13 protein-coding genes and 1 riboswitch are annotated in these 13,578 nt (G+C 70.8%); of the genes, 8 read left to right on the top strand and 5 right to left on the bottom strand.

Annotation, left to right across the window (positions count from 1 at the left end; translation table 11 throughout):
* Window positions 1–27: 27 nt before the first annotated feature.
* From hpaD to MO1_RS07165, 3 genes are read left to right on the top strand one after another with little or no spacing between them, the layout of a single operon-like run.
* The gene (hpaD, locus tag MO1_RS07175) at window positions 28–1,191 is read left to right on the top strand and encodes a 3,4-dihydroxyphenylacetate 2,3-dioxygenase (RefSeq protein ID WP_036312958.1); all 1,164 of its coding nucleotides are present in this window, start codon (window positions 28–30) and stop codon (window positions 1,189–1,191) included.
* Complete coding sequence (locus tag MO1_RS07170; RefSeq protein WP_060915647.1) at window positions 1,191–1,976, top strand: 2-keto-4-pentenoate hydratase; 786 nt, start codon at window positions 1,191–1,193, stop codon at window positions 1,974–1,976. Before hpaD ends, MO1_RS07170 begins: the two co-directional genes overlap by 1 nt.
* Window positions 1,961–2,743, top strand: a complete 783-nt coding sequence (locus MO1_RS07165; protein WP_036312962.1) for an HpcH/HpaI aldolase family protein — start codon at window positions 1,961–1,963, stop codon at window positions 2,741–2,743. The genes MO1_RS07170 and MO1_RS07165 overlap by 16 nt, the downstream gene beginning before the upstream one ends.
* A 15-nt stretch (window positions 2,744–2,758) precedes the next feature.
* On the opposite strand, the gene MO1_RS07160 is transcribed toward MO1_RS07165, so the two are convergent.
* Window positions 2,759–3,727, bottom strand: coding sequence for a hypothetical protein (locus tag MO1_RS07160; RefSeq protein ID WP_060915646.1), 969 nt, complete (start codon window positions 3,725–3,727; stop codon window positions 2,759–2,761).
* 39 nt (window positions 3,728–3,766) lie between these two features.
* Window positions 3,767–4,570, bottom strand: a complete 804-nt coding sequence (locus MO1_RS07155) for an NAD(P)H-binding protein (protein WP_060915645.1) — start codon at window positions 4,568–4,570, stop codon at window positions 3,767–3,769.
* 166 nt (window positions 4,571–4,736) lie between these two features.
* Between MO1_RS07155 and MO1_RS07150 the strand changes: the two genes are divergently transcribed.
* Genes MO1_RS07150 through MO1_RS07140 form a run of 3 tightly spaced genes read left to right on the top strand, consistent with a single transcriptional unit; the run spans window position 4,737 to window position 7,208 of the window.
* The gene (locus MO1_RS07150; protein WP_060915644.1) at window positions 4,737–5,597 is read left to right on the top strand and encodes an ABC transporter substrate-binding protein; all 861 of its coding nucleotides are present in this window, start codon (window positions 4,737–4,739) and stop codon (window positions 5,595–5,597) included.
* A 34-nt stretch (window positions 5,598–5,631) separates the two neighbouring features.
* Window positions 5,632–6,477 carry an amino acid ABC transporter permease gene (locus tag MO1_RS07145; RefSeq protein ID WP_060915643.1) on the top strand — a complete coding sequence of 282 codons (846 nt, stop codon included), beginning with the start codon at window positions 5,632–5,634 and terminating at the stop codon, window positions 6,475–6,477.
* Window positions 6,474–7,208 (top strand): amino acid ABC transporter ATP-binding protein, encoded by a 735-nt coding sequence (locus MO1_RS07140; protein WP_060915642.1) that lies wholly within the window; start codon window positions 6,474–6,476, stop codon window positions 7,206–7,208. The genes MO1_RS07145 and MO1_RS07140 overlap by 4 nt, the downstream gene beginning before the upstream one ends.
* Window positions 7,209–7,342: 134 nt before the next feature.
* On the opposite strand, the gene MO1_RS07135 is transcribed toward MO1_RS07140, so the two are convergent.
* Both MO1_RS07135 and glyA read right to left on the bottom strand, forming a co-directional pair.
* Entirely contained in the window at window positions 7,343–8,233 is an 891-nt protein-coding gene (locus MO1_RS07135; RefSeq protein WP_060915641.1) for a bifunctional methylenetetrahydrofolate dehydrogenase/methenyltetrahydrofolate cyclohydrolase, read from the bottom strand.
* A 124-nt stretch (window positions 8,234–8,357) separates the two neighbouring features.
* Window positions 8,358–9,632 carry a serine hydroxymethyltransferase gene (glyA, locus tag MO1_RS07130; RefSeq protein WP_036312983.1) on the bottom strand — a complete coding sequence of 425 codons (1,275 nt, stop codon included), beginning with the start codon at window positions 9,630–9,632 and terminating at the stop codon, window positions 8,358–8,360.
* A 38-nt stretch (window positions 9,633–9,670) separates the two neighbouring features.
* Window positions 9,671–9,754: riboswitch (ZMP/ZTP riboswitch) on the bottom strand.
* Window positions 9,755–9,827: 73 nt separating this feature from the next.
* Here glyA and MO1_RS07125 point away from each other — a divergent pair.
* On the top strand, window positions 9,828–11,300 hold the full coding sequence (locus MO1_RS07125) for a beta-N-acetylhexosaminidase (RefSeq protein WP_060915640.1): 1,473 nt from the start codon (window positions 9,828–9,830) through the stop codon (window positions 11,298–11,300).
* Window positions 11,288–12,436: an N-acetylglucosamine-6-phosphate deacetylase gene (nagA, locus tag MO1_RS07120; RefSeq protein WP_060915639.1), complete on the top strand. Its 1,149-nt coding sequence runs from the start codon at window positions 11,288–11,290 to the stop codon at window positions 12,434–12,436. The genes MO1_RS07125 and nagA overlap by 13 nt, the downstream gene beginning before the upstream one ends.
* Window positions 12,437–12,674: 238 nt before the next feature.
* On the opposite strand, the gene MO1_RS07115 is transcribed toward nagA, so the two are convergent.
* Window positions 12,675–13,577, bottom strand: coding sequence for an ROK family protein (locus tag MO1_RS07115; protein WP_060915638.1), 903 nt, complete (start codon window positions 13,575–13,577; stop codon window positions 12,675–12,677).
* Window position 13,578 lies beyond the last annotated feature (1 nt).

Here is a 13,578-nt window from a genome sequence, read left to right as displayed (position 1 = left end):
CCGCGACGACCCAGCAAGGACGCTGACATGAGCCACCGCGACGGAATGACGAAGACCTCCTCCGGATTCTTCGTCTCGCAAGAAGCCCCCATTCGCACCGACGACCCGGTGCAGACGCCCACCTCCCCCGCCCCCGACATCCTGCGCTGCGCGTACATGGACCTCGTGGTCACCGACCTCGCGGCATCCCGCCAGTTCTACGTCGACATCCTGGGACTCCACGTCACCGAGGAGGACGACGACGTCATCTACCTCCGTTCGACGGAAGAGTTCATCCACCACAACCTCGTGCTGCGGAAGGGGCCGATCGCTGCCGTCGCCGCGTTCTCGTACCGCGTCCGCACCCCCGAGGACCTCGATCGGGCGGTGGCCTTCTACGAGGAGATCGGATGCCGCGTCGAGCGCCGCCCCGGCGGCTTCACGAAGGGCATCGGCGACTCGGTGCGCGTCGAGGACCCCCTCGGCTTCCCGTACGAGTTCTTCCACCAGAGCGAGCACGTCGAGCGGTTGTCGTGGCGATACGACCTGCAGATCCCCGGCGAACTCGTCCGCCTCGACCACTTCAACCAGGTCACGCCCGACGTCCCCCGTGCCGTCCGCCATTACCAGGACCTCGGGTTCCGCGTGACGGAGGACATCCAAGACGAGGACGGCACGGTCTACGCGGCGTGGATGCGGCGCAAGCCCACCGTGCACGACACTGCGGCGACCGGCGGCGACGGTCCGCGCATGCACCACGTCGCGTTCGCGACACACGAGAAGCACAACATTCTCGCGATCTGCGACAAGCTCGGCGCTCTCCGCCGCTCCGACGCGATCGAACGCGGGCCCGGCCGGCACGGTGTCTCGAACGCGTTCTATCTCTATCTCCGCGACCCCGACGGGCACCGCGTGGAGATCTACACGCAGGACTACTACACGGGTGACCCCGACAACCCGGTCATCACGTGGGACGTGCATGACAACCAGCGCCGTGACTTCTGGGGCAACCCCGTCGTGCCGTCCTGGTACACCGAGGCATCCCTCGTGCTCGACCTCGACGGCAACCCGCAGCCCGTGCGCACCCGCGAGCACCGGAGCGAGATGGCCGTGACGATCGGTGCCGACGGATTCTCGTACACCCGCGAGGGCGACGACGAAGCGATGCCGTCCTGGAAGCAGGGCGAGTACAAGCTGGGAAACCAGCTCTGATGCTCTCCGCTGAGGACGTCTCCCGCATCGCCGACGAGCTCGCCGAGGCCGACCGCACGCACAGCGTGATCCCGAGGATCACGGCTCGCTACCCCGAGGCGACGGTCGAGGATTCGTACGCGATCCAGGGTGTGTGGCGCGATCGCATGGTCGCGTCGGGCCGCCGTCTCGTCGGTCGCAAGATCGGTCTCACGTCGAAGGCGATGCAGCAGGCGACCGGCATCACCGAGCCCGACTACGGCGTCATGTTCGACGACACCGTTTACCACTCGGGCGACAGCATCCCGGTCGATCTTTTTTCGAACGTGCGCATCGAGGTCGAGCTGGCGTTCGTTCTCGCCCGCCCCCTCGAAGGGCCGGACTGCACCCTCGATGACGCGCTCGCGGCGATCGACTACGCGGTGCCCGCGCTCGAGGTGCTCAACTCGCACATCGAGCTCGAGGGCCGCACGATCGTCGACACGATCAGCGACAACGCGGCCTACGGCGCGATGGTCCTCGGCACCGAGCACCGCCGCCCCGATGAGATCGACCTGCGGTGGGTGCCGGGCGTGCTCTCGCGGAACGGCGAGATCGAAGAGACAGGCGTCGCACAGGGAGTGCTCGGCCACCCCGCGACCGGCGTCGCCTGGCTCGCGAACAAGTTCCACCAGCACGGTGCACGGCTCGAGGCGGGAGAGATCATCCTCGCCGGCTCGTTCACGCGACCGATGTGGGTGTCGCAGGGCGACGAGGTGCGCTGCGACTATGGGCCGATGGGAGTGATCGAATGCCGTTTCATCTGAGTCCGACGTTCCGCGAGGCGCTGACGGATGCCGACCGTCCCCTCACGGGCATGTGGGTGTGCTCCGGGTCGCCGCTCGTCGCCGAGATCTGCGCGGGCTCGGGGCTCGACTGGCTGCTCATCGACATGGAGCACTCCCCGAACGGACTCGAGTCGGTGCTCGCGCAGCTGCAGGCGGTCGCGGCCGCCCCCGTGACGGCGGTGGTGCGCGTGCCGATCGGCGACGTCGTGGCCATCAAGCAGGTGCTCGACCTCGGCGCGCAGAACATCCTCGTCCCGATGGTCGACACGGCCGAGCAGGCGGCGGAGCTCGTCGCCGCGGTGCGGTATCCCCCGCACGGCCGGCGCGGCGTAGGGTCCGCGCTCGCGCGCTCCGCCCGCTGGAACCGCGTCGAGGACTACCTCGCCGACGCCGACCGGCACGTGTCGCTGTTCGTCCAGGTCGAGACGGCCGAGGGCGTCCGGAACGCCGCCGAGATCGCCGCGGTCGACGGCGTGGACGGGGTCTTCGTCGGGCCGAGCGACCTGGCGGCATCGATGGGGCTACTCGGCGCTCAGACGCATCCGGACGTCGTCGCCGCCGTCCTCGATGCGTTCAGCGCCGTTTGTGCAGCGGGAAAGCCCGTAGGCGTCAACGCATTCGACCCGGATGCCGCGCAGCGCTACCTCGACGAGGGCGCGTCGTTCGTTCTGGTCGGCGCCGACGTCACCCTGCTCGCGCGGGGGTCCGAGGCGCTCGCGACCCGGTGGGGTCGCGCCGGCGGCTGAACGTCCGCGCGTTCGTCAGCGGGCGGCATCCCACCACTGCAGGACGCGCAGCGCGAGAAACGTGAGCCACCGCGACGGTTGACCCTCGGGAGCATCGATGTCGAACCAGCGTCGCCCTTCGAGCGTCCGGCCCTGGTGCCAGGTGCCGTCGGGATGCCGCGCCGCGCGCACCATCTCGATGGCGTCCGCCAATCGCGGGTCGGGAGCGGAACCCTCGTGCAGCGACGCCTCGCGGAAATGGTCGAGCGCCGCGAGCGCGCTGTAGCGGTGCCGGTTGGGATACACGAAATCCGTGACGAAGGCGCCGACGAGCTCGCCCGTCGATAACCGGAACGCCAGTCGCCGCTCGAGGAGGTACTCCTCGCCGCGCTTCCTGCTGGCCCGGAGCGCAGTGTCGCCGGTGAACTGCTCGTGGGCGAGCATTCCTCGGACGGCATTCAGTGTCGAGTGGAACGAGCCGCGCACAGAGTCGCCCTCCTCCGCCTCGCAGTTCCACCCGCCGTCGTCGAGCTGGTGCTCGGGGAACCATGCGGCGAGCGCGGAGACATCCGCCCCGAGCCAGGCACCCGTCCCGAGCGTGAACGCGTTGATGCAGACGTCGACCTCACCGCCCCAGTAGGGCAGGTCGTCGTACTCCCAGCGACTGTTGCGGTCGAGCTTCTGCGCCGTGCCCGCGAGGACGGATGCCTCGACGCCCCACTCGCGCACATCCTTCAGCGTCCAGGTCGTCGCCGTCCACGGCTGGCCCGGCATCTCGGACTCGGGGCTGCCGAAGAACCCGGCCGGGAAGTATGCCCCGCCTTCCCACTGGCCGTCAGACCCTTGCTGCGCAAGGAGCGTGGCTCCGTTCCCCTCGGTCGTCACGCGCGCACGCGTGGCCTCCCACTGCTCGGGTGGCGTGCCGAGCAGATCCCGCTCGACCTGCCACCTGAGCGACGGATCCGAGTCCAGCAGCCAGTCGAGGATCTCCCGCGCGCTCGTCATGTCCGCATCCTCCCGCCGACCGCCGACATCCGCCAGAGCTCAGCCCCGGTGCGCGATCATCTCGTCGTAGCCGTCCTCGAACATCGGGTAGGCGAGGCCGTCGACGACCTCGCCGAGGCGCGTCCCATCGAGGATCGTCCCGCGCCGCTCGGCGGGTTCGCCGCGCGGCGGCACTGGCACGCCCAAGCGGTCGGCGAGGAATGCGACCACCTCGCCGAGCGTCGCCGGCCGCCGGTCGACCGCATGGAGGACGGCGGGCACCTCGTCGGCCTGCAGAAGCGTCAGGATCGTGCGGACGACGTCGGTCTCGTGGATGCGGTTGGTCCGGCGGTCGTGATCGACCGGGGTCCCGGCGAGCACCTGACGGATCAGCCGGTCGCGGCCCGGGCCGTAGATGCCGGCAGGACGCAGGATGGTCGCGCCGAACAGCTCGCTCGCCCGTTCCTCCCCGTCGACGAGCTGCTGGGCACGCTCGCTTCGGGGCCGCGGTTCGTCGCCCTCGTCGAGCGGACGCTCGTCGCCGTACCCCTCGAACACCCGCGTCGAGGAGACCCAGATCAAGCGTGCCGGCCGCTCGGGCAAGGCCTCGGCGATGCGGCTGATCGCACCAGCGAGGAAGTCGGGCTCCTCCCCCGGCGGCAACGTCACGACGACGGCGTCGACGGCGGGCAGCGCCTCCGCGAGCGGCTGGGACAGGTCCGCGGCGATGTGATGCCACCCGTCCGAATCGGATGCCGCCGACCGCCGCAGCGTGACCACCCCGCCGCCCGCGCGGCGGAGCTCCTCCGCCACCCGCGAACCGATGCGTCCGGAACCGACCAACAGCGTTCGTGCGGGAATCATCTCCCCATCCTCTCCTGCCCCGGCGATGACGGGCGTGTAACAAAGCGACGCCGCGAGACCCGCGGCATCCGTCCTCACGCGAGAATGAGTGCGGCACCCGCGATCTGCACCGCGGGCGCCTCCCGAACCCCTCGTCCGAGCCCGCTCGGCGCCCCCGGAGGCCCTCATGTCCCGTCGTCCCGTCCTGCGCACCGCACTCGTCGCGTCCGCTGCGGCCCTCGCCCTCCTCCTCGGAGGCTGCGCGTCGAACGCGGCTCCGGGCGCCGGATCGTCCGCGGGAGGCACGCCGTCGGCCGACGACTACGTCACCCCCGGCAAGTTCACCGTCGCCACCGGCGAGACGGCCTACGAGCCCTACGTCTACGACGACAAGCCCGAGTCGGGCGAGGGCTTCGAGTCCGCCGTCGCGTACGCCGTCGCCGACAAGCTCGGTTTCGCGAAAGACGACGTCGAGTGGGTCCGCACGAGCTTCGACGCGGCGATCGCGCCGGGCCCGAAGAGCTTCGACGTGAACCTGCAGCAGTACACGATCACCGACGACCGCAAGAAGGGCGTCGACTTCTCGTCGCCGTACTACTCCGCGAGCCAGTCGATCATCGCCCTCAAGGGCGGCAAGGCCGACGGCGTGAAGGACCTCGCCGGGCTCAAAGACATCACGATCGGCGCCATGGCGAACTCGACGAGCGCCCTGACGCTCGACGCGCTCGACCTCGGGCTCACCCCGAAGCTCTACAACTCGAACGAGGACGCGACCGCGGCCCTCGGTGCCGGACAGGTGGATGCCGTCGTCCTCGACACTCCCACCGCCTACGTCGCGGTCAGCGCGTACATCGAGGACTCCTTCATCGTCGGCGAGCTCCCCAAGGTGGGTGTCGAGGACCAGTGGGGCCTCCTCCTCGCGAAGGACTCCCCGCTGACCCCCGCTGTCAGCGCGGCCGTCGACGAGCTCCGCGAGGACGGCACGCTCGCGAAGCTCGAGAAGGAATGGCTGTCGGGTCTGACCGCAGGCGTGACGAAGCTCCAGTGACGAAGCGCCAGTGAGGACGCGCTAGCGTCGATCCGTGAGTACCAGCATCCCGAGCGAACTCGAGCTCGACCGTCGCGCCTACCGGCGTGGACGGCAGCGACGGTCCGTGCTCATCGCGATCCTCTCGACGGCCGCTTTCGCGGTGATCGTGTGGGCGTTCGTCATCAACACGGAGGGCTGGGCAAAGGTCCAGCGGGCCTTCTTCGACCCCGCTGTCGCCATCGAGGCGCTGCCGAAGGTGTGGGAGGGCTTCCTCCTCAACCTGACGGTGCTCGGCATCTCGATCTTCACGGTCGGCGGCGTCGCGCTCGTGATCGCACTCCTGCGCACTCTCCGGGGCCCGGTCTTCTTTCCCGTGCGGACCCTGGCGGCGGGCTACACCGATCTGTTCCGCGGGCTGCCGTTCATCATCGTCCTCTACCTCGTCGGATTCGGGTTGCCCACGATCGTCGGCGAGCGGATCGATGAGCTGCTCCTCGGCGTGCTGGCCGTGACCCTCACCTACTCCGCGTACGTCGCCGAGGTGATCCGCGCGGGCATCGAATCGGTGCATCCGTCGCAGCGGCTCGCCGCCCGCGCGCTCGGCCTGGGCCACGTGCAGACACTTCGTCGCGTCGTCCTGCCGCAGGCGCTCCGCAAGATGACACCGGCGCTTATGAACGACTTCATCTCGATGCAGAAGGACGTAGGGCTCATCTCGATCATCGCGGGTCTCGACGCGCTCGCCCGGGCGAAGGGCGTCGTCGCGACGACGTACAACTTCACGCCGTACGTCGTGGCCGGCATCCTCTTCATCCTGCTTGCGATCCCCACGATCAGGCTCACGGACTGGTACACGGCGAGGCTCCGCGAGCGCGAGCAGTCAGGATCGGTCCTGTGAGCGCGATCCTGACGGCCACCGGCATCCGCAAGTCCTTCGGCGACCGGGAGGTGCTGAAAGGCGTCGACGTGACGCTCGGCGCACACGAGGTCGTCGCGCTCATCGGCGCGAGCGGGTCGGGCAAGTCGACGCTGCTCCGGTGCCTGGGCCTTCTCGAACCCATCGACGACGGGCAGATCTTCTTAGGCGAAGAGGACATCTCCGACCCCCGGGTAGACGGCAACCGCGTGCGGGCCCGCCTCGGCGCGGTGTTCCAGAGCTTCAACCTCTTCCCGCACTTGTCCGTGCTCGACAACGTCACGCTCGCCTCCCGCGTGGTGCACCGGATGCCGCGCCGCGACGCCGAATCCCGCGCCGCCGATCTGCTGGCCCGGGTCGGACTCGCCGACAAGGCGAAGGATCACCCCGACCGCTTGTCGGGAGGTCAGCAGCAGCGCGTCGCCATCGCCCGCGCGATCGCGACCGATCCCGAGGTGCTGCTCCTCGACGAGATCACCTCGGCTCTCGACCCGGAGCTCGTCGGCGAGGTCCTGGAGCTCGTCCGCGACCTGGCGACCGAGGGCGCGACGATCCTCATGGCGACGCACGAGATGGCGTTCGCCCGCGACGTCGCCGACCGCGTCGTGTTCCTCGACGCCGGCACGATCGTCGAGCAGGGCCCGTCGTCGGCCGTGCTGCGGCATCCGCAGGAGGCCCGCACCCAGGCGTTCCTCGCGCGCTTCACCGCTTGAGGCTCGGCGCCCCGCGCAGCTTCCCCTGTCGCAACGCCGCGCGCCCCCGCACATTGCGACAGGCGAGCACCTCCCGTTAACCAAGGCGAGGGATGCCGGGCGACACCCGGCATCCCTCGCTCACAAAGCGGGCGTCAGACGCGCAGCCCCGCAGCGCGCTCGGCCACCTCGACGACGTTCGTCATCAGCAGCGCGACCGTCATCGGGCCGACGCCGCCGGGGTTCGGCGATACCCAGCCCGCGACGTCCGCGACATCCGGGTGCACGTCGCCGAAGACGCGGCTCTTGCCGGTCTCGGGGTCGTCCTCGCGCGTGACGCCGACGTCGAGGACGGCGGCGCCGGGCTTCACGTGCTCGGCGGTGACGATGTGCTTCACACCCGCGGCTGCGACGATGACGTCGGCTTCGCGCAGGTGCGCGCCGAGGTCGGTCGTGCCGGTGTGGGTGAGCGTCACGGTCGCGTTGTACTCGCGACGGGTCAGCAGCAGGCCGATCGACCGGCCGATCGTGACGCCGCGTCCGACGACGACGACGTGTTTGCCGTTCAGGTCGTAGCCGTTGCGCAGCAGCAGCTCGATGACCCCGCGCGGCGTGCAGGGCAGCGGCGACGTGATCGCGGTGTTGACGTTGAGCACCAGGCGACCGAGGTTCGTCGGGTGGAGGCCGTCGGCATCCTTCTCGGGATCGATCCGCTCGAGGATCCGGTCGGTGTCGAGGTGCTTCGGCAGCGGCAGCTGCACGATGTAGCCGTGGCAGGCGGGGTCGGCGTTGAGCTCATCGATCAGCGCCTCGACCTGCTCCTGCGACGCGTCGGCGGGCAGCTCGCGCTGGATCGAGTTCATTCCGATCGCCTCGGACTGCCGGTGCTTCATCCCGACGTAGAGCTGGGATGCCGGGTCCGCCCCCACGAGGACGGTGGCGATCCCGGGCGTCACGCCGCGCTCCTTCAACACGGCGACGCGCTCGGCGAGCTCCGTTTTGATCGCGGCCGAGGCCGCCTTACCGTCGAGGATCCGAGCGGTCATGATGTCTCCTGTCGTCGCCCCTCGACCGCGAGACTGCACCCGGAGCTCGAGACTGCGGCCCAAGACCCCTGTCTCGAGGCGTGCGCGCAGTCTCGCGGTCGGTGAAGGGGCCGGATCCGAGCGGTCACTGCTGAAGGCCGGGGTAGAGCGGGAACCCGTCGGCGAGCTTCGCGACGCGGGCGCGGAGCGGCTCGAGGTCGGCGCCGGGCAGCAGCGCGAGCGCGATCACGTCGGCGACCTCGGTGAACTCGGCGTCGCCGAAACCGCGGGTCGCGAGCGCGGGGGTGCCGATGCGCAGGCCGGAGGTGACCATCGGCGGGCGCGGGTCGTTCGGAACCGCGTTGCGGTTGACCGTGATCCGGATCTCGTGCAGGAGGTCTTCGGCCTGCTTGCCGTCGATGGCGGCCTCGCGGAGGTCGACGAGGACGAGGTGCACGTCGGTGCCGCCCGAGCGCACGGCGATGCCGGCGTTCTTCACGTCGTCCTGGGTGAGGCGATCGGCGAGGATCGCCGCTCCCCGGAGCGTGCGCTCCTGGCGCTCCTTGAACTCCGGCGTCATCGCGAGCTTGAACGCGGTCGCCTTGGCGGCGATCACGTGCATGAGCGGACCGCCCTGCTGGCCCGGGAAGACCGCGGTGTTGATCTTCTTCGCGATGTCGGCGTCGTTCGAGAGGATGAGGCCCGAGCGAGGCCCGCCGATCGTCTTGTGCACGGTGGTCGAGACGACGTGCGCGTGCGGGATGGGCGAGGGGTGCAGGCCCGCCGCGACGAGACCGGCGAAGTGCGCCATGTCGACCCAGAGGAGCGCACCGACCTCGTCGGCGATGGCGCGGAACGCGGCGAAGTCGAGCTGGCGGGGGTAGGCCGACCAGCCGGCGATGATGACCTTCGGCTTGTGCTCGATGGCGAGGCGGCGAACCTCGTCCATGTCGACGAGCGAGGTCTCGGCGTCGACGCCGTACGCGACGATGTTGTAGAGCCGGCCCGAGAAATTGATCTTCATGCCGTGCGTGAGGTGGCCGCCGTGGTCGAGCGACAGGCCGAGCAGCGTGTCACCGGGGCGGGCGATCGCGTGGAGGACCGCGGCGTTCGCCGAGGCGCCCGAGTGCGGCTGGACGTTGGCGAACCCGGCGCCGAAGAGGGCCTTCGCGCGCTCGATCGCGAGCTCCTCGGCGACGTCGACGACCTCGCAGCCGCCGTAGTACCGGCGGCCGGGGTAGCCCTCGGCGTACTTGTTGGTGAGGACGGAGCCCTGCGACTGCAGCACCGAGACGGGAACGAAGTTCTCGGAGGCGATCATCTCGAGGAACCCGCGCTGACGGTCGAGCTCCCGCTCGAGCACATCGGCGATCTCGGGGTCGACCTCGGACAGCGGGGCGTTGAACAGCGAATCGGTCATAGCGATCTCCTGACGACGGCTTTCGGGATGGGGAATCTCGCATCGGCCCAGGCGCGCGGTCGAATGCCGTGTCAATCGCTCCCCGGTGGTGGTCCACCTCAACGCCAGTCGCGACACTGCGAGCATAACGGATGGGGCCGCTGATAGGCTGGCCCGATCGGTTTTGTTAGGACACCTTACAGATCGGCGGCGGACATGCTCCCCCTTCCTCTCGTGCCCTCCCCCGCAGACGTCGAGGTCACGGGCGACGCATCTTTCCCCCTCGCCGACGCAGGCGTGACCGGAGATCCGGATGCCGCAGCCGCGCTCCGCGCCATGCTCGCCGCGCGCACGGGCCTCGATCTGCCCGACGGCGACGGCATCGTCCTCGCCTCCGCCGAGGGCGGCCCCGCGGAGTCGTACCGACTCGAGGTGTCGGCCACCGGCATCCGGATCACGGGGGCGGACGCCGCGGGACTGTTCTACGGGGTGCAGACGGTCGGCCAACTGGTCCGCCGCGACGGCGAGCGCTGGGTGATCCCTGCCGTCCGCATCGAGGACTCGCCGCGCTTCGTCTACCGCGGCGTCATGCTCGACGTCGCGCGCCACTTCCACGATGTCGCGACGGTACGCGCGTACATCGACCGGGCGGCATCCCTCAAACTCAACGTCTTGCATCTGCACCTGTCCGATGACCAGGGCTGGCGCCTCGAGCTGCGTTCGCGACCCGCGCTCACCGAAAAGGGGTCCGCGGCCGCGGTCGACGGCGCCCCGGGCGGCTTCTACACGCAGGACGACTACCGCGCGATCGTCGACTACGCGGCATCCCGCCACATGACCGTGATCCCCGAGTTCGACATGCCGGGCCACACGCACGCCGTCGGGCTCGCGTATCCGGAGCTCGCCGAGGCGCCCGTGACCGACGTCATCACGGAGGGCTCGACCCCCGTCGCGGGCGAGCCATACACCGGCACCGCGGTCGGCTTCTCGTCGCTGCGCGTCCACGACGAGGCGACGTACGACTTCGTGCGCGACGTCTTCGGCGAGCTCGCCGAACTCACCCCCGGGCCGTGGCTGCATTTCGGCGGTGATGAGTCGCTCGGCACGGCGCCCGAGGACTTCGCGTACTTCGTCGCCCGCGCGAGCGCAGTCATCGCGGACCTCGGCAAGACGCCGATGGCCTGGCACGAGGCCGGCGCCGTCGCGAGCCTGGCACCCGGCACGGTCGGCCAGTACTGGGGGTTCGTCACGCCGACGGATGCCGCCCCGCAGCACGCCCGCGCCTTCGCCGAGCGCGGCGGCCGGGTCGTCCTCTCCCCCGCCGATGCGATCTACCTCGACATGAAGCCGACGGCGGACTCGGCCCTCGGCCTCACCTGGGCGAACGGCGTGACGAGCCTCGAGCGCGCCTACGCGTGGGAGCCGTCGACCGTCGTCGAAGACCTTGCCGAGGACGCGATCCTCGGCGTCGAGGCGCCGCTCTGGACCGAGACCGTCGCGACGCTCGCCGATATCGATGCGCTCGCGTTCCCACGCATCGCGGCTGCCGCGGAGATCGCCTGGTCTCCAGCCCTCGGGCCGGAGCGGACGTGGGAATCGTTCCGCAGCCGGGTCGGTGGTCTCGGGCCGCTGTGGACGACTCTCGGCATCCACTTCCCCGCCCTCGAGGAGGTCCCGTGGACGACGTGACGCGCCTCATCCACTCGGCCCTGCTGGTCGACGGCGGGAGGGAAACCCCGGACGCATGGGTTCACCTCGACGCGGGCCGGGTCGCGGCATCCGGCACCGGCGAGACCTGGCGCGTGCTCGACGCGGATGAGGTCGTCGACGCGCGCGCGGTCGCCGGCGACGGCGCTGTGCTCACGCCGGGGTTCGTCGACCTGCACGGTCACGGCGGCGGCGGATACGCGCACGAGGACGGCTCCGGCGCGATCCGCGCGGCGCGGGCCCTGCACCTCGCGCATGGCACGACGCGCGCGGTGATCTCCCTCGTCGCGGGCTCGCCCGCCGACCTCGCGACACGACTCGGCGCGATCGCGGATCTCGCGAAGACGGATGCCTCGGTTCTCGGCGCGCACCTCGAGGGACCGTTCCTCGACCCGGGTCACCACGGCGCCCACGACCCGGAGCTGCTCCTGGACCCCACGCCCGAGGTTGTGACCGCCCTGATCGAAGCGGCCCGCGGATCGCTCGTCCAGGTGACGCTCGCACCCGAGCTGCCGGGCGGCCACGAGGCGATCGCGACGTTCGTCGCAGCCGGCGTCGTCGTCGCGGTCGGCCACACCGACGCCGACGCCGACGCGACCCGCCGCGCGTTCGACGCCGGCGCGACGCTTCTCACCCACGCCTTCAACGCGATGCCCGGGCTCCACCATCGAGCACCCGGACCGGTCGGCGCCGCCACCGGCGACCCGCGGGTGACGATCGAGGTCATCGCCGACGGCGTGCACCTGCACCCCGACGTGATCCGGATGCTGTTCGCCGCCGCTCCCGGTCGCGTCGCGCTCGTGACCGATGCGATGGCCGCCGCCGGCTCCGCCGACGGGACCTACCGCCTCGGATCGCTCGAGGTGAGCGTCGACGCCGGTGTCGCCCGCTTGGCCGACGGCACGATAGCCGGGTCGACGCTGACGCAGGATGCCGCGCTCCGCACCGCGGTCACCGCCGGAGTCGCCCTCCCCGACGCGGTCACGGCTCTCACCCGCACCCCGGCGCGCACGATCGGCCGGCCCGATCTCGGCTCGCTCGCCGTCGGCGCGGTCGCCGACGCCGTGCTCCTCGACGCCGACCTGCACGTGCGGCGGGTCTTCACCGGGACGGTCTGACCGCGGCATCCAAGCTGCCGGACCGTTCTCCGGACGGATGCGCTCCCGCGGGGCCGCGTCCCCGCCTGGCGGACAGTTTCTCCGGAGAACGGTCCGCGCGGATCGGAGCGACACCGACGCGGACTCCGCCTGCCCCTGAGCACGACGCGTTCCGTATCCGGTCCCGATCGATGCGGCCGAGCTGATCTCGCACGCTCCGCGTGCTCGCGTGGAGACCGGATACGAATCAGCGCCTCGTTCACATTCCCGGGACCGCGGCGGCAGGCGCCCCCGCCAGAAGCGCCGCGCCGAGCGCACCGATCGGCGCGTCCGAAGGAACCGGCACGACGCGGTCCGCAAGATCCAGTGAGGCGAGGAACACCGACCCGGATGCCGCGGCCCGCAGCGCCGTGCGCACGGGTCGGCGCAGCCGCTCGCCGAGGTTCGCGACCCCGCCGCCGAGGACGACGCGCTCCACGTCGGTGGTCAGGACGAGCAACTGCACCGCGGCGGCCACCCCGCGGACCAGGTCCGCTCGCACCGACAAGGCGAGCGGGTCGCCCGCGTCCGCGGCCTCGAAGACCTCGGCCACGGGGAGGGTCGCCGCCTGCCCCCAACGCGCGGCCACGGCATCGCCGCCGGCGAGCGCCTCGATGCATCCGCGCTGACCGCACGGGCAGACGGGGCCGGCAGGGTCGACGCTCACGTGCCCTATCTCCCCGGCCGCGCCACGAGCGCCGCGCCACGGCATCCCGCCCTGCGCGATGCCGGCGGCGACTCCTGTCCCGAGGTTGAGGTAGGCGAGCGAGGCGACCTCGGGCAGCAGCGCCGACACCCCGACGGCCGCGGCACGCACGTCGTTCTCGACGACGGGCCGGGCGCCGATCCGGTCCTCCACGGCCGCGGCGAGATCGAGGGAATCGATTCCGAGGTTGAGGGCGTGCCGCACGATGCCGCGCGGCGCGACCTGGCCCGGCACACCCACACCGATCGCATCGGGTCGTCGCCCCTGCGAGACCGTCTCGACCGCGGCGCAGATGCCGTCGACGACGGCGTCGGCGCCCCACCCCGTCTCGCGGCGCACCGCCGAGACCACAGCCCCGCCCTCGTCCACGGCGACGGCGAGGATCTTCGTGCCGCCGACGTCGACTCCGACGCGCATG

The organism is Microbacterium oleivorans NBRC 103075 (assembly GCF_001552475.1).
In the GTDB taxonomy this organism is placed as follows: Bacteria; Actinomycetota; Actinomycetes; order Actinomycetales; family Microbacteriaceae; genus Microbacterium; species Microbacterium oleivorans.
Note: the sequence above shows the minus strand (reverse complement) of the source record. Positions and strands in the feature narration are given on the sequence as shown.